Raw genomic sequence first — 20761 nt, forward strand, 5'->3', positions numbered from 1 at the left:
CGGTTAGCCGGGCGCGCATTTTAGCCTGTCCGTATAGAGGTTCTTAGCATTTATTTCGCAATTAACCTTCGATTTGGCAATAACAAGATCAAAGGTCATAAAAAAGGAACGCCCGTTCCTGCTCATTGGTCACTAGATAAGCGACTTGAAACCCTGGGTAACCGTGCCCGGAAACGCTCAAGAGTCCCCGTCGAAACGGGGTCAACCGAGGAGTTTACGTCTGATGAGCAGCAAGAAACCTACGACCGACAAAAGCCAGCTGGCCGGAACCGATACCAAGGATCGCGCCAACACCAACGCCAAACTCGACAGCCTGGAGAAATTTCGCTCCGACGCTACCGGCCAGGCCCTGCGTACCAACCAAGGGGTGAAGGTCGCCGATAACCAGAACACCCTCAAGGCCGGCCCGCGCGGGCCGTCGTTGCTGGAAGACTTCATCATGCGTGAGAAAATCACGCACTTTGACCACGAACGCATTCCGGAGCGCATTGTTCACGCGCGCGGCACTGGCGCGCATGGTTTCTTTCAGGCCTACGAGAACCATTCGACACTGACCAAGGCCGGCTTCCTACAGGATCCGGGGAAAAAGACTCCGGTGTTCGTACGTTTTTCCACCGTGCAGGGGCCGCGCGGTTCCGGTGACACCGTGCGCGACGTGCGCGGTTTCGCGGTGAAGTTCTTCACCGACGAGGGCAACTTCGATCTGGTCGGAAACAATATGCCAGTGTTCTTCATCCAGGACGCGATCAAGTTCCCCGACTTTGTCCACGCGGTGAAACCCGAGCCGCACAATGAGATCCCAACCGGCGGCTCGGCCCACGACACCTTCTGGGACTTCGTTTCGCTGGTGCCGGAATCGGCGCACATGGTGATCTGGGCGATGTCCGACCGGGCGATCCCGAAAAGCCTGCGCAGCATGCAAGGCTTTGGCGTGCACACCTTCCGCCTGGTCAACGCCGAGGGCAAATCACGCTTCGTCAAATTCCACTGGCGCCCTACCGCCGGCACCTGTTCGCTGGTGTGGGACGAGGCGCAGAAGCTCGCCGGTAAAGACACCGACTACCACCGTCGCGACCTCTGGGAAGCCATCGAGATGGGCGACTACCCGGAATGGGAGCTGGGTGTGCAGATCATCGAGGAGGAAAACGAACACGACTTCGATTTCGACATCCTCGACCCGACCAAGCTGATCCCCGAAGAAATCGTGCCGATCACCCCGCTGGGCAAGATGACCCTGAACCGCAACCCGGACAACTTCTTCGCCGAGACCGAGCAGGTCGCATTCTGCCCCGGCCACATCGTGCCCGGCATCGATTTCTCCAATGACCCGCTGCTGCAAGGCCGGCTGTTTTCCTACACCGATACGCAGATCAGCCGACTCGGTGGGCCGAACTTTCATGAGCTGCCGATCAACCGCCCGGTCGCGCCATTCCATAACGGCCAGCGCGACGCGCAGTACCGCACGGTGATCGACAAGGGGCGCGCGTCCTACGAGCCGAACTCGATTGATGGCGGCTGGCCGAAAGAGACTCCGCCAGCCGCGCGGGACGGCGGCTTCGAGAGCTACCCGGAACGCATCGATGCGAACAAGATCCGCCAGCGCAGCGAGTCGTTCAGCGATCATTTCTCGCAGGCGCGGCTGTTCTTCAACAGCATGAGTGAGCACGAGAAGGAGCACATCATCGCAGCCTACAGCTTCGAGTTGGGCAAGGTCGAACGCGAGTTCATCCGTGCACGGCAGGTGAACGAGATTCTCGCCAACATTGACCTGGAATTGGCCAAAAGTGTGGCGGCCAACCTCGGATTGCAAGCGCCAGGCAAAGGCACGGTCGAGGTGCGTAAAACCTCGTTCGATCATTCGCCAGCGCTGAGTCAGGCGAATCTGCTGCCAGAGGACATCAAAACCCGCAAAGTGGCGATTCTTGCCGCTAACGGCGTCGATGGTGCAGCGATTGATGCGATGAAAAAGGCCTTGGAAGCAGAAGGTGCGCACGCCAAGCTGCTCGGCCCGACTTCGGCACCGGTGAAGACTGCCGACGGCAAAGCCCTGCCGGTGGACGCATCCATGGAAGGTATGCCTTCAGTGATCTTCGATGCGGTGTTCGTGCCGGGTGGTGCGGCGTCGATCAAGGCGTTGAGTGGCGATGGCGTGGCGCTGCATTACCTGCTGGAAGCCTACAAGCACCTCAAGGCGATTGCGCTGCACGGCGAGGCCAAGCAGTTACAGAATCTACTGAAGCTGGAAGCGGATGCAGGACTGCTGCAGGGCAAGGATGTGCCGGGGTTGACCAAGCCGTTCTTCGCGGCGATCGGGCAGCATCGGGTCTGGGCGCGGGAGCCTAAGGCTAAGGCCATTCCAGCTTAAGTTCTTGGCTGGCTGAGAGGACGCTTTCGCGAGCAAGCCCGCTCCCACAGGGTTCACGCTTTACCTGTGGGAGCGAGCCTGCTCGCGAAGCTTTTAGGGTTTGGCTGGAATCAGAACCATCTGCGCCGGCACCGTGCGCAGGATCTGTTTCTCGATCTGCAGCTCGAAATCCGGATTCAGTTTCTTCACACGCTTTTTCAGCAACGTCGCCAGCCATGGGTAATCCTGGGTGCGCGGCGCCTGAATGCTCACGGCACACTCATAATTCACCACATCGGCGGCGATCGCGTCGAGTTGCCGGCGAAGCTTGCGGCTATCGTTAATGTTCAGCGCCACCGTGGTGCTTTCGGCAGTCGGATCGATGACCTTGGCTTTCGGCTTGGCTTCGGCCGCCAGCAGCGCCGCTTCGGCTTTCTCCAGCTCGGCTTTGCGCGCTTCGGTGATGGCACCATTGACGCCACCGGTCAGCGCAGGGGCTTTCGGCATCAGGGCACGGGCACGGCTCAGCGCAGTGGCTGCGGCGTTCACATCACCCTTTTGCAATACGATCTGGCTGCGGCGCAGGTAGGCCTCAGCCAACTGGCGCTGGTATTGCTCCAGGGACTGATCGTTGGGGGTTTGTGCCTGCAAGGCGGCCAGTTGGTCTTCGGCGGTGGCCAGTTCGCTGCTGGCCAGGCTTTGCTCCAGCTGAGCGATAGCCGTGGCCCGCGCGTCGGGGGCTTCGGCCACCGGCGGCGTGCTTTGGCAGGCGCCCAGCAGCACGGAAAATGCGACAAGGAGCAGATAACGGGAGGCGAACGGCTTCATTCCTGCGACTCTCTAATTGCGCAAAAAGCGAGCAAGTCTACACCCCTCGACGGGGCAGAACAAAACTCAGCAGAAACAGTGCGGCCGCCGTCACAACGATCGACGGCCCCGCCGGGGTGTCCTTGAACCATGACAACGCCAGCCCGCCACATACGGCGAGCATACCCAGCAGGCTCGCGCCCACGGCCATCTGCTCCGGCGAGCGGGCGTGACGTTGTGCCGCAGCCGCCGGAATGATCAGCAGCGAAGTAATCAGCAACACACCGACGATTTTCATCGCCACCGCGATCACCACCGCAATCAACAGCATCAGCGCCATGCGCAGGCCCGCCACCGGCAGGCCTTCGACCTTGGCCAATTCCTCATGCACGGTGATCGCCAGCAGCGGCCGCCACAGCGTCACCAGCAACACCAGCACCGCCGCGCTGCCGCCGAGGATCCACGCCAGATCGGTCGGGCTGATCGCCAGCAGGTCGCCGAACAGATAGGCCATCAGGTCGATCCGCACTTCATGCATGAAGCTTAGTACCACCAGCCCGAGAGAGAGCGTGCTCGGTGCGAGAATTCCCAAAAGCGTGTCGGAGGCCAGCGGCTGACGCTGTTGCAAGGTCACCAGCAACACCGCCAGCAGCAGGCAGCCGACGGTCACCGCAACGGTCGGGCTGACATCCAGCAGAAAGCCCAGGGCCACGCCGAGCAGCGCAGCGTGTGACAGGGTGTCGCCGAAGTAGGCCATGCGCCGCCAGACCACGAACGAACCCAACGGCCCGGCGACCAGCGCCAGCGCCAGACCTGCAAGCAGGGCATACAACAGAAAATCAGCCATGCTTGCAGTGGTCTCCGTGAACGTGGGTGTGGCCCGCACCGGGCGCCTTGACCACCGAACCGTGCAGGTCGTGGGCGTGGTCGTGATGGTGGTGATAGATCGCCAGGCTCGGCGCATTCTTGCCGAACAGTTCGACGAACGCCGGATCGCCGCTGACCTGCTCGGGGTGCCCGGAGCAGCAGACGTGGCGATTCAGACAAACCACCTGATCAGTGGTGCTCATCACTAGATGCAGATCGTGGGACACCATCAGCACGCCGCAACCGTGACGGTCGCGCAGGCGGGTGATCAGGCTGTACAGCTCGGCCTGCCCGGCGACATCAACGCCCTGCACCGGCTCATCCAGCACCAGCAGCTCCGGCTCGCGCAACAGCGCCCGGGCCAGCAGCACGCGCTGCATTTCGCCACCGGAAACACTTTGCACCGGGCTGTCGATGACGTGTTCGGCGCCGACTTCCTTGAGCGCCGCCAATGCACGCGGACGGTCTACGCCGGGCACCAGGCGCAGGAAGCGCAGTACCGACAGCGGCAAGGTCGGATCGACGTGCAGCTTTTGCGGCATGTAGCCAACGCGCAGTTTCGGCTTGCGCCAGACACTGCCGCTGTCCGGCTTCAGCAGGCCAAGCACGGCGCGCACCAGGGTGGTCTTGCCGGCGCCGTTGGGGCCGATCAGGGTGACGATCTGCCCCGGTTCGACGCTCAGCTCGATGTTGTCCAGCACGGTCTGCCCGGCAAAAGTGACGGCAACCTGCTCAAGACGGATCAACGGGTTGCTCATCAAGCCCCCTGGCAACCGGAGCACAGGCCGACCACTTCGACGGTCTGCGCTTCGACGATGAACCCGACATCCCTGGCGCTGTGGATGATCGCGTCGCTGATGGCTTTCTGTTCCAGCTCGATCGCGGCGTGGCACTCGCGGCAGATCAGGAACTGGCCCTGATGCGCATGCTCGGGATGCACACAACCGACGAAGGCGTTGAGCGAGGAGATGCGGTGCACCAAGCCGTTTTCCAGAAGGAAATCCAGCGCGCGGTACACGGTCGGCGGCGCGGCGCGGCGGCCGTCCTGCTCGCTCAGTACCGCCAGAATGTCGTAGGCGCCCAGTGGCTTGTGGCTCTGCCACACCAGTTCCAGCACCCGCCGGCGCAACGCAGTCAGGCGCAGGCCTTTCTGGGCGCACAAGGTATCGGCCTCGGTCAGTGCGCTGTGCACGCAATGAGAGTGGTCGTGGGGACGGCTGGCAATCGGTGTAATAGGCATGGGCGGCGACGCGTTTTGATAGAGACGTTATTATGTTACCCGTTCTCGCCTCCTTGAGTGGTCATCGTGTCCCGACTTTTTTCTGTTTTTGTGGCGTTTATCGCCAGTTTTCTGCTGATCGGTTCGGCTCAGGCCGAGGTCAGGGTTCTCACCAGCATCAAACCGCTGCAGTTGATTGCCGCCGCGGTGCAGGACGGCGTGGCCATCCCGGAAGTGCTGCTGCCGCCGGGCGCGTCGCCGCACAACTACGCGTTGCGCCCGTCCGACGTGCGCAAGGTGCAATCGGTGGACCTGCTGTACTGGATCGGCCCGGACATGGAAGGTTTCCTGCCGCGCGTGCTCAACGGTCGTACGCTGCCAAGCGTTGCCGTGCAGGATCTGCCCGGCATGAAACTGCGCCGCTTTGCCGAAGACAGCCATTCCCACGCCGAAGACGCCGACGAGCATGATCACGATCACCGCCCGGGCACGCTCGATGCGCATTTGTGGCTATCGCCGGTCAACGCGCGGGTTATTGCCGCCAAAATGGCGACTGATTTGAGCGCTGCCGACCCAGCCAACGCCGAACGCTATCAGAGCAATGCAAAAGCCTTCGACGAACGCCTCGATGCGCTGGATGCACGACTGAAAAACCGTCTGGCCGGCATTGAAGGCAAACCCTACTTCGTGTTCCACGAAGCCTTCGATTACTTCGAAGACGCTTACGGCCTGAAACACACTGGCGTGTTCAGCGTTGCCGCCGAAGTGCAGCCGGGTGCGCAGCATGTGGCTGCGATGCGCAAGCGTCTGCAGGAAGTGGGCAAGACCTGTGTGTTCAGCGAACCGCCGCTGCGTCCACGTCTGGCGGAAACCCTGGTGGCGGGCCTGCCGGTGAAACTGGCGGAGCTGGATGCGTTGGGCGGCTATACACCGGCGACAGCTCAGGGGTATGAGCAGGTGCTGGAGAAGCTGGGCAACGATTTGGCCGGGTGCCTGGAATCGTTGTAAACCCCAACTTCTGCTCGCGAAAGCGGTGGGCATTCAACATAGATGCTGAATTTGCCGGCCCATTCGCGAGCAAGCCCGCTCCCACATGGACATTTGTCGTTCGCAAATCCAATGTGGGAGCGAGCCTGCTCGCGAAGCTTTTAAAGGGCGAAAGGTAGCTGTGTATGTACCTGCTGCCGCTGCGCCAAGCGCTGCTCGAACTCCCGCGGATCGTGAATCAGCACGTCCTGCCCGGCAAACTGCTCGGCGGCGATCAACCGCGACAGCCAGAACCGCACACACGCCACACGCAGCAGGGTCGGCCATAGCTCCGCTTCAGCGGCAGTGAACGGACGCAGCGCCGCATAGGCGCCGAGGAATGCGCGGGCACGCGGCCCGTCAATCAAGCCTTCCTCATCCGAACACCAGTCGTTCAAGGCAATCGCCACGTCATAGAGCATCGGCCCCGAACAGGCGTTGTAGAAGTCGATCAACCCGGTCAGGTGCGTCCCTTCGAACATCGCGTTATCGCGGAACAGATCGGCGTGAATGTTGGCCCGTGGCAGCGCGAGAATTCTTTCTTTCTGCACAGTGATTTCATCCAGCGCCTTGCGCAGCAGCACACGCGGCTCGTCCGCCAGATGCGAAAGAAACTCCGTGCCCTCCTCCAGCATCCAGTCCAGGCCGCGATCGGTCTTGCGCTTGATCATGCGCTCGCCCTGGGTCGCCAGGTGCAGATGCGCCTGCAACTCACCGACCTGCGCGCAATGCTGGGCGTTGGCGACTTTGATGTGCTTGCCGGACAACCGCGGCTGGAGCAATGCCGGTTTACCCTTCAGTTCACGCAGGGCCACGCCGTCAGTGGTACGCAGCGCGTAGGGCACCGGCAGATCGGCCTCGTGCAGCACGTCGAGCAGGTCGATGAAGAACGGCATTTCCTGCACCGGGCCGCGCTCGACCAGGGTCAGGACGAATTCGCCCTGCTCCAGGCTGATAAAGAAATTGGTGTTTTCGCTGCCGGCGGCGATCCCCTGGAAATCAAGCAGACGGCCGAGCCCGTAAGGGGCGAGAAAGGTTTCCAGCTCGGGCCGAGCCAGGGGGGTGAACACAGACATGGTTAAAAACTGCTCAGTTCGGGCGCCGCGATCAAGCGGCGCCGATTAAAAAGTCAGGAATCTTACTTCCAGGTAAAGATTTCCCACGACGGAATCAGCATATCCGGCTGGTCGGAACGGATGTAGTTCACGTCCGAACCATCGGCGCGCACCAGAAAATACGGTTTGCCGCCCTTCGGCGTGACCTTGATCGCATACACAAAGCCACTGCGGCTGTATTCCTGAATGACCTTGTCGCCTTCGGTGTGCGTGTTAATGGTAACTTCCGGCTCCTTTGACGGCGCATCATCCGCCGCCATCGCGGCCAATGGTGAGGCCGCAATCAAACCGACCAGCAGCAAGCGATTTAACGTACGCATGATAACCTTGTCCCTTTGTCGTCAACGGTCCCGCTATTCTAGCGCCGGGCCCGCCGAAAAGGTTGATTCTGCTCATGAGCCAAGCCCCCCTCGTCCTGGTGGACGGTTCGTCTTACCTGTACCGCGCTTTCCACGCCCTGCCACCGCTGACCACCTCCAAAGGCCTGCCGACCGGCGCGGTCAAAGGTGTGCTGAACATGCTCAAGAGTCTGCGCAAGCAGTACCCGGACAGCCCGTTCGCCGTGGTCTTCGATGCCAAGGGCGGGACGTTTCGCGATGAGATGTACGCCGAATACAAGGCCAACCGCCCAAGCATGCCCGACGACATGCGGGTGCAGATCGAACCGCTGCACCAGAGTGTGATCGCCCTCGGTTTCCCGCTGCTGTGCGTGGAAGGCGTCGAGGCGGACGACGTGATCGGCACCCTCGCCCGCAGCAGCGCGGCGGCGGATCGTCCGGTGATCATCTCCACCGGCGACAAGGACATGGCACAACTGGTCGATGGCCACATTACCTTGGTCAACACCATGTCCGGTAGCTCGATGGATGTGGAGGGCGTGAAGGAGAAATTCGGCGTCGCACCCGAGCAGATCATCGATTATCTGGCGCTGATGGGCGATTCTTCCGACAACATTCCGGGTGTTCCCGGCATCGGTCCGAAGACCGCCTCCGGCCTGCTGGTCGGCGTCAACGGCGGCCTGACCGAGTTGTACGCGAATCTCGACATCGTGCCGACCCTGCCGATTCGCGGCGCGAAAACCCTGCCGGCCAAGCTCGAAGAGCACAAGGAGATGGCCTTCCTCTCCTACCAACTGGCGACCATCAAGGTCGACGTGCCGCTGGACATCGCCCTCGATGACCTGCAGATGGGCGCGGAAGACCCGGCCAAGCTCTACGAGCTGTACACCCTGCTGGAATTCAAGAGCTGGCTGAATGATCTGGATCGTGACGCCAAGCGCCAGGAACTGAGCGCGGCCGCCGAACCTGCGCCGGCTGGCGATCTGTTCAGCGCCCCCGCAGAAGAAGCCCCTGCCGCTCCAACCGAAGCAGCGTATGAAACCATCCTCGATCAGGCGCGTTTCGATGTCTGGCTGGAGAAACTGAACAATGCCAAGCTGTTCGCCTTCGACACCGAAACCACCGGCATCGACGCGCAACAGGCGCAACTGGTCGGCCTTTCGTTCGCGGTGCAAGCCAACGAAGCCGCGTACATTCCGCTGACCCACTCCTACATCGGCGTGCCCGAGCAGCTGGATCGCGACACCGTGCTGCGTGCGTTGAAGCCGATCCTGGAAGACCCGAACAAACTCAAGGTCGGCCAGCACGCCAAGTTCGACATGAACATTCTCGCCAACTGCGCCATCGGCGGTGATCAGAACGAAGGCATCACCGTGCGCGGCATCGCTTTCGACACCATGCTTGAGTCCTACGTGCTCAATTCCACCGCCACCCGCCACGACATGGACAGCCTCGCGCAGAAGTACCTGGATCACACCACCGTGAGCTTCCAGGACATCGCCGGCAAAGGCGCCAAGCAGCTGACCTTCGACCAGATCGCTCTGGAGCAGGCCGGCCCGTACGCCGCAGAAGACGCCGACATTACGCTGCGCCTGCACCAGACCCTGTTCGACAAACTCAGCGCGATCCCGAGCCTGGCCAGCGTGCTGACCGACATCGAGATTCCGCTGGTGCCGGTGCTGGCGCGCATCGAGCGTCAGGGCGCGTTCGTCGATGCCGAACTGCTCGGCATCCAGAGCATTGAGCTGGGCAACAAGATGGTCGCGCTGGAGCGTGAAGCGTTCGAGATCGCCGGCGAAGAATTCAACCTCGGCTCGCCGAAGCAGTTGGGCGTGATCCTCTACGAAAAACTCGGCCTGCCGGTACTAAAGAAAACCGCCAAGGGCCAGCCATCGACCGCCGAGGAAGTGCTGGCAAAACTGGCTGAGGACGATCACCGCTTGCCGAAAGTGCTGATGGAACACCGTTCCATGAGCAAGCTGAAAAGCACCTACACCGATCGCCTGCCGGAGCAGATCAACCCGCGCACCGGGCGTATCCACACCTCGTATCACCAGGCCGTGGCATCGACCGGGCGCTTGTCCTCCAGCGATCCGAACCTGCAGAACATTCCGGTGCGTACCGCTGAAGGCCGCCGCATCCGTCAGGCGTTCGTCGCGCCCAAAGGCTACAAACTGCTGGCAGCGGACTATTCGCAGATCGAACTGCGGATCATGGCCCACTTGTCCAAGGACGAAGGCCTGATGAATGCCTTCCGCAACAATCTGGACGTGCACACCGCGACCGCCGCTGAAGTGTTCAAGGTCGAGCTGAGCGACGTGACTTCCGACCAGCGCCGTGGCGCCAAGGCGATCAACTTCGGCCTGATCTACGGCATGGGCGCGCAGAAACTCGGCAAGGACATCGGCGTCGACACCAAGACCGCCAAGGCCTACATCGACACCTACTTCGCCCGCTACCCGGGTGTACGCGAATACATGGAGCGCACCCGCAAGCAGGCCGCCGACCAAGGCTATGTAGAGACCTTCTTCGGTCGTCGCCTATATCTGCCGGAAATCAACTCGAACAAGCCGCAGGAACGCGCTGCCGCCGAACGCACGGCGATCAACGCGCCGATGCAAGGCACCGCCGCCGACATCATCAAGAAAGCCATGGTGGCGGTGGATAACTGGCTGGCCTCGTCCGGGCTGGACGCCAGAGTCATCCTGCAGGTGCACGACGAACTGGTACTGGAGGTTCGCGAGGATCTGGTCGATCAGGTGAGTCAGGAAATCCGCCTGCACATGAGCGAAGCGGCGAAACTGGACGTGCCGTTGCTGGTGGAAGTTGGCGTCGGCAACAACTGGGATGAGGCGCACTGAGGCGTCTAGGCCGGGCGTTTGCCGCAACACACTGTCGCGGCAAACGGCCGAAAAGCGCTTATTTCGAATCGCGCTTGCGGTTATTCCAAACCTTTTTGAAAAAAATCTGAACTAATCTGACAACTCACTACTCAGAGATACTGAATGGCTGGTGAAGCCCTTCGATGCTCCTATGTTGTGTTAAGTGTTGGCAGATATCTGAACCCCGCCCTAGCGGTTCGGAACTTGAACCCCGGAACTTCTCCCTCCCCATATGAAGTCCGGGGCTTTTTTTGCCTGCGATTTACTCAGCAGGCAATTCGGCACCTTTATCGGCCAGTTCCATCCAGCCTGCCAACACAGTGTAGGCCTCTTCCAGCCCCATGCGCTTTGGCGCGGAGAACAGCTGGATTGTCACCAGATCGCCCCAGCCCTTGCGGATTTCCGCCTGCACCTTCAGCAGCGTGTTCTTGGCAGCGCCGTAGGTCAGTTTGTCGGCCTTGGTCAGCAGAATATGCATCGGCATGCCGGCCGCAACGGCCCAGTCGAGCATCAGCAGGTCGAAGTCGGTCATTGGATGACGGATGTCCATCATCAGAATCAAACCCTTCAAACTCTCCCGGCCACCGAGGTAAGCCTCAAGGTGACGCTGCCAGTGTTGCTTGAGCGGGATCGGTACTTTTGCATAACCGTAGCCCGGCAGGTCGACCAGACGCCGTTCATCGTCTAGCTTGAAGAAGTTCAACAGCTGTGTGCGACCCGGGGTTTTCGAGGTGCGCGCCAGACTGGCGTGAGTCAGGGTGTTCAGTGCGCTGGATTTACCGGCGTTGGAACGACCGGCGAACGCCACTTCGAAGCCTTCGTCGTCAGGGCATTGATCGACTTTGGCGGCACTTAGCATGAACGTGGACTGTTGGCACAGGCCGAGGATGGGATTCTTGAGTTGCATGGGATTTCCGATGTGGGCGGCGCCGGGATTGGGCGCGGAACGCGGTGTCGCTTCCGTTTCAGTGACGCCAGTATATAATGCCGCAGATTTTGTGTGTGCTTTGTCCCAGCGAAGGATGAAGTTCATGAGAGCCAAAGACCTTGATTGCGCATCAGAACGCAGAACGCTCTCAACCCTGAAAAGGTCGTTTTATGACGAAATGGCTGCTGGCTGCCGGAGTCCTGATACCGCTTTGCGGCGCACAGGCTACACAGGAACCGGAAGCCGTGTACAACCGTGTTTGTGGTGCCTGTCATTCCGGCCAACTACCCATGGCGCCCGCAAGAGGCGATCAGGCAGCTTGGACGCCGAGGTTGGCGAAAGGTATGGAGACGCTGGTGCAACACGTGACCCAGGGTTTCAAGGCGATGCCGCCGCGTGGTTTGTGCATGGACTGCAGTGCCGAGGATTACCAGGCCATCATCCTTTGGATGAGCGAGAGTAAACCCGGTCCATAACTCTTAACCCTTAGCCGTAGTTGGATTAGCTGATGAACAAATTGATCGTGAGTCTGCTGTTGACCGTGGGAATTTCAGGCTTCGCCCATGCTGCCGGTGATGCCGCCGCCGGCCAGGCAAAAGCTGCCGTCTGCGGAGCCTGCCATGGCCCTGACGGGAACAGCATGGCGCCAAACTTCCCGAAACTGGCCGGTCAGGGTGAACGCTACCTCGACAAGCAGTTGCACGATATCAAGTCGGGCAAGCGCGTCGTTCTGGAAATGACCGGCCTGCTGACCAACCTGAGCGATCAGGATCTGGCCGACATCGCCGCCTACTTCGCCAGCCAGAAAGGCAGCGTCGGCGCTGCCGATCCAAAAATCGTCGCGCGCGGTGAAGCCCTGTTCCGTGGCGGCAACCTGGACAAAGGCCTGCCAGCCTGCACCGGCTGCCACTCGCCGAACGGTGCCGGCAACGCTGCTGCAGGTTTCCCGCACCTGGGTGGCCAACATGCTCAATACATCACCAAACAGCTGACCGACTTCCGCAAGGAAGAAGGTGGTCGCGCCAACGACGGCGACGCGATGACCATGCGCACCATCGCGCGCAAACTGAGCGACGAAGACATTGCCGCAGTCTCCAGCTACATCCAGGGCCTGCACTAACCGCCCTGAATCGAGCGTTAACGGTGATGGACATCTCCTGCAACGTTAACGCTCGATTAATCCGTCGCAGCAAGTATAAAAAGGGTGGCTTTGGCCGCCCTTTTTTGTGGCCGCTGCCGTTACACTACAGAACTCATGCCCGCCAGGATCTGTCTGAAAACAGGTCGCGCGAGGCGACCAAAATTGTCCAGGAGTAAAGCATGCGTAATCTGATCATCAGCGCCGCTCTCGTCGCTGCCAGCCTGTTCGGCGTGACCGCCCAGGCCGCTGAAGCACCGGCCGCCCCTTATGTCGAGCTGGCCAATCCGGTACCGGTGGCAGAGCCTGGCAAGATCGAAGTGGTCGAGCTGTTCTGGTACGGCTGCCCGCATTGCTACGCGTTCGAGCCGGTGATCAATCCCTGGGTTGAAAAACTGCCGTCCGACGTCAACTTCGTACGCATTCCTGCCATGTTCGGCGGCCCGTGGGACGCTCACGGCCAAATGTTCCTGACCCTGGAAGCAATGGGCGTCGAGCACAAGGTTCACGCTGCGGTTTTCGAAGCAATCCAGAAACAACACAAGAAGCTGACCGACAAGAACGACATGGCTGACTTCCTCGCCACACAAGGCGTGGACAAGGACAAGTTCCTCGCCACCTTTGACTCGTTCGCGATCAAAGGTCAGATCGTCAAAGCGCGTGAGCTGGCCAAGAAGTATGAAATCACCGGCGTGCCAACCATGATCGTCAACGGCAAGTACCGCTTCGACATCGGCTCTGCCGGTGGTGCCGAGCAAGCCCTGAAACTGGCTGATCAACTGGTCGCCAAAGAGCGAGCGGCCAACAAGGCAGCCGCCAACTAAGCGCGGTAACCGCCATGCGCCGCTGGGGCACCGAACGCAGCGTTGGCCTGCATGATCCGCAGGTCAACGAGCATCACCTGGAGTCCACGGGCCTGCCCGCAGACCATCGTCTGCGCTTGCTCAGTTTCAATATCCAGGTCGGCATCAGCACCGAGCGCTATCGGCATTATCTGACCCGCAGCTGGCAGCACCTGCTGCCGCACACCGGGCGCTCAGGCAATCTGCAGAAGATCGGTGACCTGCTTGGCGACTTCGATCTGGTCGCCCTGCAGGAAGCCGATGGCGGCAGTCTGCGCTCAGGCTACGTCAATCAAGTCGAACACCTGGCCCACCTCGGCGCCTTCCCCTACTGGTATCAACAACTCAATCGCAACCTAGGCCGACTGGCCCAGCACAGCAATGGCGTGCTCAGTCGCCTGAAGCCGTGGGCGATCGAAGATCATCCGCTGCCCGGCCCCAAAGGTCGCGGCGCGATCCTGCTGCGCTTCGGCGAAGGTCCGGAGGCGCTGGTGGTGGTGATGATGCATCTGGCGCTCGGCGCACGGGTGCGCAGCCTGCAACTGGCCTATATTCGTGACCTGATCAGTGGCTACAAGCACCAGATATTGATGGGCGACATGAACACCCATGCCAGTGATCTGCTACAACAGTCACCGTTACGCGATCTCGGCCTGCTGGCCCCGCAGATGCAAGCCACCTTTCCCAGTTGGCGGCCACAGCGATGCCTTGATCATATTTTGCTCAGCCCGACCCTGACCCTGGAAAAGGTCGAAGTGCTGGCCCAACCCATTTCCGATCACCTGCCGGTCGCGGTAGAGATTCGTCTGCCGGGTTCGCTCACGGCCGATGCATTGCCCGCGTTGAGTCCTGCCCCTCGCGGAACCCCTGAATGAGCGACGACGCCCAGCGCTGGAAAGAGAAGTACCTCAAAAGCATCGAACAACAGGACAAGCTCGAACGTCGCTGGGCCGCCCGGCTCGACTTGCTGCGCCGCGGTCTGGTGCGCAGCACGCTGGCCGCTGAAGGCACCGACAAGGTCGTTGATCAGTGCATGAAAGAAATGCGCGATGTGGTGCGCACCGACGACATGGACGCCGGCCTCGCCGCCCTGCTGCCGCGCCTGGAAAAAGCCGTGCTCGATTCCGAGCAACGTCGCGAAACCCGAATCGATCAGGTCAGCACCGCGCTTACCGCGCTGGTCACCCAGCTACAAGCGCTGCCGCTGCCCCGGGAAGTCGCCCAGCCGCTGAAGAAATTCGCCAAGCAACTCGACAGCCGGGTCGGCCAGGCGCGGGAAATGCCGCTGCTGCTGAGCGAACTCAGTGGCCTGCAGGGAAAAGCGTTGAGCCAGCTGGAAACGCCGCCCGAGCCCGACCGGCCGGGCTTTTTGCAGCGCCTGTTTGGCAGTCGTGACAGTGAAGGGGTGCCTGAGTCTTCGGATCAGCCTCAGGCGCCGACGCCGGCCAACGCTGAACCTGCACCTGCACCTGCACCTGAGCCGGTACCCGCGCCAACCACAGCGGTCGAGCTTAAGCAAACGCCAGCAGTGCAGCCCGAGTCCGAATCACCTGTGTTCGCGTTCGTGCCTCCGGTCATTGCTGCCGAGCCGATCAGCGAACCCGTTGCTGCACCTGCACTACCAGCGGCCGAATCTGAAGCCGAACGGCCGACCACCCCGATCACGGCGCCAGCACCTGCTGCCGCGTTCAACCCCGATGAGTTGATCCACCCGGGCGACATCCCGGCACCGCTGCTCCTCGATAGTCTGCCCCTGCCCGAACCGATTGCCCAGGCTTTGGCCGCCATTGATCCGGAGCAACCCGAGCAGGACATTCTGTACGCCCTGCCCGATTCCCCGGAGCCGTCTTACAGTTCAGTGGCCAAACACATCGAAGACACGCTGATCGGGCTGCTCGACGACCTGACCCTGCCCGAGCGCCATCGCCCGCAGGCTGAGGCGATGCGCGACCGGTTGAAAAATGGCCTGAACTGGTACGAACTGCTGCCGATTCTCGACGATCTTGCAACGTTGATGCTGGCAATCACCGACAGCGGCCAGCACGAATTCGAAGCCTATCTGCAACAACTCAACGAACGCCTCGAAGCCTTCCAGAGCAACCTGCAGGCCGCCAGCGAAGGACACGCCGACAACAGCTCGGCAGCGCGGGCAATGGACACGCAGATCCGTGAGCAGGTCGATGGTTTGCAGACCAGCATGCAGGAAGCGGCCGATCTGGATGATCTCAAGCAGGTGCTGGAAAACCATCTGGAAGGCCTGCTCGGCACCATGGATCAACACCAGAAACAACGCGATGCCCGCGAGCAGGAAGTGGCAGCACGCCTCAAGGGTCTGGCCGAGCGTGTGGCGCACATGGAGCAGGAAGCCCTGGGCTTCCGCGAGCATCTGGAAGAACAGCGGCAGAAAGCCCTGATCGATCCGCTGACCGGCCTGCCCAACCGCGCTGCATGGAGCGAGAGGCTGGAACACGAGATCAATCAGTGGCAGCAACACGGCAACACCTTGAGTCTGGCGATGCTCGACCTCGATCATTTCAAGCGCATCAACGACAACTACGGCCATCTGGCCGGCGACAAGGTGCTGAAGATCATCGCCACAGTGCTGCGTAAACGCCTGCGCGCAGCGGATTTCATTGCCCGTTTTGGCGGTGAGGAATTCGTGCTGCTGTTGCCGGCGACCACGCCTGCGGTGGGCGCCAAACTGCTGGAGACCCTGCGCGCGGCGATCGAAGCCTGCCCGTTTCACTTCAAGGGCGAACGGGTGACGATCACCATCTCCATGGGCCTGGCGTCGTTCAGGATGGGAGAACACAGCGATCTGGTGCTCAAAAGAGCCGATCAGGCGTTGTACCGCGCAAAAAACGGCGGGCGCAACCGGGTCGAGCTGGGCTGAGCAATTGTTCCATTTTGTTTAATTCAGCCCGCCGGCCGTCGAGACCCGAGGCAGTACGTTACACTGTTGCATTACTGTCTTGCGTGTACTGCCTTCTGCCATGAAATTTTTTGCCCTCCTCGCGTCGCTGCTCGTTCTGGCCGGTTGTGCCAGCGGCCCGCGTTACGACACCAGCCATCCTTCGGCCAATCACGACAGCCGCGTGCAGTTCGTGATCGTGCATTACACCTCGGCGTCCCTCGCGCGTTCGCTGCAACTGCTGACCCACGGCGAAGTCAGCAGCCACTACCTGATCGGCGACGACAAGGGCGGCACCATCTACAAGCTGATGGATGAAAACCAGCGCGCCTGGCACGCCGGGGAAAGCCAATGGCAGGGCCGCACCTGGCTCAACTCCAGCTCGATCGGTATCGAGATCGTCAATCCGGGCTTCAAGGACACGCCGACCGGGCGCCTGTGGTTCCCTTATAGCGAAGCGCAGATTCAGTCGCTGATTGTTCTGCTCAAGGACATCAGTCAGCGCCAGGGCATCAGCCCGCGCCATATCATCGGCCACAGCGACATCGCGCCCCTGCGCAAACTCGACCCCGGCCCACTGTTCCCATGGAAACGTCTGGCCGCCGAAGGCCTGGGCGTATGGCCTAATGAACAAGCGGTGGCGCGGCAGCAGGTGCTGTTCAACGCCGAATTGCCGAGCATCAGTTGGTTCCAGGAACAACTGGCGCGCGTCGGTTACGACACCCCGCAAACCGGCGAGCTGGATGTGGCGACGCGCCACGTGCTCGCAGCGTTCCAGATGCACTTCCGCCCTTCCCGTTTCGACGGTTTGCCGGACGCGCAAACAGCCGCGTTGTTACTGGTACTCAATCAGACAAAATAATGACGCCCGCCCGACGGTCAGGGCGAAATCGTAATCAGCAGCTATAACTCATTGGTAATTCTTCGGATATTCCATGATGGTTGCTACCCGAGCGACGCTGCGTAGCTGGTTTTATCGCCCGTGGTTTTTGGCGATGATCGCGGCTGTCCTCAGTGCAAGCCTGCTGATCGCCGGCGGAATGTTCGTCGCCATGCGCCAGATCGAACAGAACGAAAGCCAGGAGATGAACGCTCAGGGCGAGCGTTTTCTGGCCCGCCTTGAGCAGCTTTTCGGGCAATTGCGCGAAAGTCTCGACGACCTCCAGGCGCAGCCGTTGCGCAGTTGCGATGAGGAAATGATCGCCACCCTGCAACAGGTCACGTTCAACTATCGCTTCGTCTATGAAGCGGCCTACATGGACGGCTCGCGGATCTGCTCCAACCGCCCCCGGCAAGAAGGGCTTTCGGTGGTCCGCGCGCCGGACATCAAGGGCCCGACTTACAGCTACTGGCTCAACACCACCACCGAACCCGATGAAAACCGCGCGGCGCTGATGCTCGGGCGCGGCAACTTCCGTGTGGCGACATCGCGCGGGCATTTGACCGACATGGTCGACTTGCCACCGGACAGCAGCCTGCTGGTGGTACTCGATCATGGCAGGCGAGCGATTCCGGTACTCGGCACAGCCCAGACCTGGCCACCGAGCGAAACCTGGCCACCGAAGAGCCGCGAGGCCCTGCAAGTCACCCAGTCACGGCTGATCTACCGCATGCCAACCAACAATCCGGAATATCAGTTGGTGCTGATCACCCCGCGCAGTGGCATGCACATCCCGACCGTCTGGTGGTGGATGGTGCCGGCCTGCCTGCTGCTGGGGGCGTTTGCCGGTTTCTTCGTGTTTCTGCTGGTGCGCCAGCGCCAGTCACTGGACGCCGAACTCCAGGGCGCGATACGACGGGGCGAGCTGCAAGTGCTGTATCAACCGATATTCGACCTCGACAGCCGCAATTGCGTGGGCGCCGAAGCCCTGCTGCGCTGGCGCCGCCCGGACGGCACCCTGACCAGCCCCGACCTGTTCATTCCATTGGCAGAAAACACCGGGCAGATACGGCAGATGACCGATTTCGTCCTGCAACGGCTGCTGGAACAATTGGGGCCGGTGCTGCGCGCCAATCCGCAGCTGTACATCTCGGTCAACCTCGCGGCGTGCGACGTGATGGTGCCGCGCATCGGCCAGGTCATGGCCAGGCTGTTGACCCTGCACCGGGTTGCGGCGCGGCAGATCGCCTTCGAAGTCACTGAGCGCGGGCTGATCGATGTGGTGGTGGCGCGGGAAAACCTGCAAGCCTTGCGCGATGTCGGCCATCAAGTATTGATCGATGATTTCGGTACCGGTTATTGCAGCCTCGCCTACCTGCAGACGCTGCCGGTGGATTGCCTGAAAATCGACAAGGCCTTCATCGACGCACTCGGTCATGACGCGGCCAGCAGCGGCGTTGCTCCGCACATCATTCACATGGCGCAGGCACTGGATCTGAAGGTGATTGCCGAGGGCATCGAGCACGAAGCGCAAGCCGTGTTTCTCAGCAGCGAGGGGGTCAAGTTCGGTCAGGGCTGGCTTTTCGCCCAAGCCTTGAGTGCGGTGCAGTTCATTGAACTGATCACCCGTGGACGGCGCCTCGCCGGACGCCGGCTGGATGACGAAGCCTAGACCGCCAGCGCCATGTAGAACTGCGTGCCCTGTCCCGGCCGCGAATAGACGCCCATCCGCCCGCCATGCAACTGGACGATTTCCTTGCACAGCGCCAGGCCAAGGCCGGCGCCGCCCTTTTTGCGCCCGACCTGCACGAACGGTTCAAAAATCCGCCCCTGCTGCCCGTAGGCAATGCCTTCGCCGTTGTCCTCGACGCTGATGATTACCCGCTCGCCATGCCGACGCGCCTGCAAGCGAATCTGCCCGTCGCGGGCAGTGTGGCGCAGAGCATTATCGATCAAGTTATCCAGTACCCGGTCCAGTTGCGCCTGATCGGCCTGCAGGCGCGGCAACGGCCCCTGCACTTCGACGTTCAAGGCAATGCCTTTGGCCGCCGCCGCATCCGCGAAGCGCGATTGCGCCTGCGCCAGCAAATCTTCGATGGAGCACGGCGCCAGGGTGAGTTTCTGTAAACCGTTCTGATAACGCGAGAAATTGAGCAAGTCGTTGATCAACTGCATCAGGCGCTGCATCTCTTCGTTGACCGTGTCGAGCAGGTCTGCCTCGCGTGACTCCGGGGGAAACTTCGCCCGCTCGCGAAACAGCCCGAACGCCATGTGCATGCCGGTGACCGGTGTGCGCAGCTCATGGGAAGCGCGCAGCACGAACTCGCTGCGTACGCGCTCGAAAGCGCGCTGCTCGGTGACGTCATGCAGCACCATCACCGCGCCAAGAATATGCCCCTGGGTGTGGCTGACCGGCGTCAGGCTGTAAGTCAGCAGACGTGATTCGCCATCGACCTCGATGCTCAAATCTTCCGGAGCACGCTCAAGGGTACCGCCGCGCAACACCAGTTGCAGTTGTGCGTCGAGTTCCGGGCGCTCCAGCGCTGTGCCCAAGCCCTGACCGAGTCGATCACTGTCCCAGCCCAACTGACGCTGGGCCACTGGATTGAGGTGCTCCAGATGCCCTTCGCGGTCAATCATCAGCAAGCCATCGTCGATACTGTCGAGCACCGCCTGCAAGCGCTGCTGACCGGCCAGCAGTTCGTCGACGTTGGTCGCCTGATGCTCGCGCAGCGCCTCGGCCATCAGCCCGAAGCGCTTGGTTAGTTGGTTCATTTCCATCGCCGAGGAAATCGGCAGCGTCACCTCGAAATTGCCCTGGCCGATGTTGTCCGCCGCTTGCGCCAGCGCCTCGATCGGCGCGCCGAAACGCCGGGCAATCGCATGCGCGGTGACAAAGCCGATGATCAGCACCGCCAGTCCCACCAACCCTAGCAGGCCGGAGACCAGCAGCGCCCTTTCCCGGGCGTCATGCTGCACCGCGTTAATGTTGTCCAGCGCGTGCTTGTGCTCGGCAATCAAACCGTTGCGCAAGATGTTGAAGCGTTCTCTGAGGTCGCTGTTGCCGCTGAGCACATTGCCCGGATTACGCGACAGCTCGAACGCCTGGAGAAAACTCAGATAGTCGGCCTTGGCCTGGGTAAACCCGTACTGGCGGCCATCGCCGTCGGCCTCCTGCGAAATGCCTTCATCCAGCAATTGCAGGTAATGCTGCTTTGACGCTTCGAACGCGGCGGGATCGGGTTTTTCGGCCAGCATCAGCACCAACTGGTCGCCGAGGGTCTGGCGCAATTTGAGCCCCAGGTCGAGGGTCACGAAGTTGCTGCGGATCGTTGCTTCCTGAGTACCGGCCATCTGCATCACGCTGACCAGCCCGAGCAACAGCCCGAGCAAGGCGACCGTGATCAGCGCAGAAATGCTCAGGAACAAGCGAGTGCGCAACTTCATCGCCAGCTTCATCGTCG

At 61.2% G+C, this 20761-nt stretch carries 18 protein-coding genes; 10 read left to right on the top strand and 8 right to left on the bottom strand.

Going from position 1 to position 20761, the window contains the following annotated elements:
• Positions 1 to 223: 223 nt before the first annotated feature.
• Positions 224 to 2365, top strand: coding sequence for a catalase HPII (gene katE, locus V3W27_RS00260; protein WP_330205708.1), 2142 nt, complete (start codon positions 224 to 226; stop codon positions 2363 to 2365).
• A gap of 93 nt (positions 2366 to 2458) precedes the next feature.
• Here the strand turns inward: katE and V3W27_RS00265 are convergent, their stop codons facing one another.
• The 4 genes from V3W27_RS00265 to V3W27_RS00280 are packed head-to-tail and all read right to left on the bottom strand — an operon-like array spanning position 2459 to position 5258.
• A complete protein-coding gene (locus tag V3W27_RS00265; protein ID WP_183785664.1) occupies positions 2459 to 3172 on the bottom strand; it encodes a PA5502 family lipoprotein in 714 nt (237 codons plus the stop codon).
• Positions 3173 to 3209: 37 nt separating this feature from the next.
• Positions 3210 to 3998: a zinc ABC transporter permease subunit ZnuB gene (gene znuB / locus V3W27_RS00270; protein ID WP_008081222.1), complete on the bottom strand. Its 789-nt coding sequence runs from the start codon at positions 3996 to 3998 to the stop codon at positions 3210 to 3212.
• Positions 3991 to 4776 carry a zinc ABC transporter ATP-binding protein ZnuC gene (gene znuC, locus V3W27_RS00275; protein WP_027610233.1) on the bottom strand — a complete coding sequence of 262 codons (786 nt, stop codon included), beginning with the start codon at positions 4774 to 4776 and terminating at the stop codon, positions 3991 to 3993. Before znuC ends, znuB begins: the two co-directional genes overlap by 8 nt.
• Positions 4776 to 5258: a Fur family transcriptional regulator gene (locus V3W27_RS00280; protein ID WP_097090199.1), complete on the bottom strand. Its 483-nt coding sequence runs from the start codon at positions 5256 to 5258 to the stop codon at positions 4776 to 4778. Before V3W27_RS00280 ends, znuC begins: the two co-directional genes overlap by 1 nt.
• Before the next feature lie 66 nt (positions 5259 to 5324).
• Here V3W27_RS00280 and V3W27_RS00285 point away from each other — a divergent pair, with 66 nt between their 5' ends.
• Positions 5325 to 6245, top strand: a complete 921-nt coding sequence (locus V3W27_RS00285) for a zinc ABC transporter substrate-binding protein ZnuA (RefSeq protein ID WP_027610235.1) — start codon at positions 5325 to 5327, stop codon at positions 6243 to 6245.
• A gap of 140 nt (positions 6246 to 6385) precedes the next feature.
• On the opposite strand, the gene V3W27_RS00290 is transcribed toward V3W27_RS00285, so the two are convergent.
• A complete protein-coding gene (locus V3W27_RS00290) occupies positions 6386 to 7339 on the bottom strand; it encodes a homoserine kinase (protein WP_330205709.1) in 954 nt (317 codons plus the stop codon).
• Between the two features lie 62 nt (positions 7340 to 7401).
• Positions 7402 to 7698, bottom strand: a complete 297-nt coding sequence (locus V3W27_RS00295) for a DUF2782 domain-containing protein (RefSeq protein WP_007962757.1) — start codon at positions 7696 to 7698, stop codon at positions 7402 to 7404.
• 74 nt (positions 7699 to 7772) lie between these two features.
• On the opposite strand from V3W27_RS00295, the gene polA reads away from it, so the two are divergent.
• Entirely contained in the window at positions 7773 to 10577 is a 2805-nt protein-coding gene (polA, locus tag V3W27_RS00300; protein ID WP_330205710.1) for a DNA polymerase I, read from the top strand.
• Between the two features lie 283 nt (positions 10578 to 10860).
• Here polA and yihA read toward each other — a convergent pair whose 3' ends face one another.
• Positions 10861 to 11505, bottom strand: a complete 645-nt coding sequence (gene yihA / locus V3W27_RS00305) for a ribosome biogenesis GTP-binding protein YihA/YsxC (RefSeq protein WP_027610238.1) — start codon at positions 11503 to 11505, stop codon at positions 10861 to 10863.
• A 191-nt stretch (positions 11506 to 11696) separates the two neighbouring features.
• Between yihA and V3W27_RS00310 the strand changes: the two genes are divergently transcribed.
• The 7 genes from V3W27_RS00310 to V3W27_RS00340 all read left to right on the top strand — a co-directional run bounded on the left by V3W27_RS00310 (position 11697) and on the right by V3W27_RS00340 (position 18969).
• Positions 11697 to 12002, top strand: a complete 306-nt coding sequence (locus V3W27_RS00310) for a c-type cytochrome (RefSeq protein WP_027610239.1) — start codon at positions 11697 to 11699, stop codon at positions 12000 to 12002.
• Positions 12003 to 12034: 32 nt separating this feature from the next.
• On the top strand, positions 12035 to 12646 hold the full coding sequence (locus tag V3W27_RS00315) for a c-type cytochrome (RefSeq protein ID WP_027610240.1): 612 nt from the start codon (positions 12035 to 12037) through the stop codon (positions 12644 to 12646).
• A 200-nt stretch (positions 12647 to 12846) separates the two neighbouring features.
• Positions 12847 to 13488, top strand: coding sequence for a thiol:disulfide interchange protein DsbA/DsbL (locus V3W27_RS00320; RefSeq protein ID WP_027610241.1), 642 nt, complete (start codon positions 12847 to 12849; stop codon positions 13486 to 13488).
• A gap of 14 nt (positions 13489 to 13502) precedes the next feature.
• Positions 13503 to 14381: an endonuclease/exonuclease/phosphatase family protein gene (locus tag V3W27_RS00325; protein ID WP_027610242.1), complete on the top strand. Its 879-nt coding sequence runs from the start codon at positions 13503 to 13505 to the stop codon at positions 14379 to 14381.
• A complete protein-coding gene (locus tag V3W27_RS00330; protein WP_330205711.1) occupies positions 14378 to 16399 on the top strand; it encodes a GGDEF domain-containing protein in 2022 nt (673 codons plus the stop codon). The genes V3W27_RS00325 and V3W27_RS00330 overlap by 4 nt, the downstream gene beginning before the upstream one ends.
• Positions 16400 to 16499: 100 nt before the next feature.
• Positions 16500 to 17279, top strand: coding sequence for an N-acetylmuramoyl-L-alanine amidase (locus V3W27_RS00335; RefSeq protein WP_330205712.1), 780 nt, complete (start codon positions 16500 to 16502; stop codon positions 17277 to 17279).
• 76 nt (positions 17280 to 17355) lie between these two features.
• Positions 17356 to 18969 (top strand): EAL domain-containing protein, encoded by a 1614-nt coding sequence (locus V3W27_RS00340; RefSeq protein WP_027610245.1) that lies wholly within the window; start codon positions 17356 to 17358, stop codon positions 18967 to 18969.
• Here the strand turns inward: V3W27_RS00340 and V3W27_RS00345 are convergent.
• The gene (locus V3W27_RS00345; protein ID WP_027610246.1) at positions 18966 to 20756 is read right to left on the bottom strand and encodes a KinB sensor domain-containing domain; all 1791 of its coding nucleotides are present in this window, start codon (positions 20754 to 20756) and stop codon (positions 18966 to 18968) included. The genes V3W27_RS00340 and V3W27_RS00345 overlap by 4 nt on opposite strands.
• Between the last annotated feature and the right edge of the window lie 5 nt (positions 20757 to 20761).

The organism is Pseudomonas sp. AM14(2022) (assembly GCF_036346455.1).
Taxonomy (GTDB): domain Bacteria; phylum Pseudomonadota; class Gammaproteobacteria; order Pseudomonadales; family Pseudomonadaceae; genus Aquipseudomonas; species Aquipseudomonas putida_A.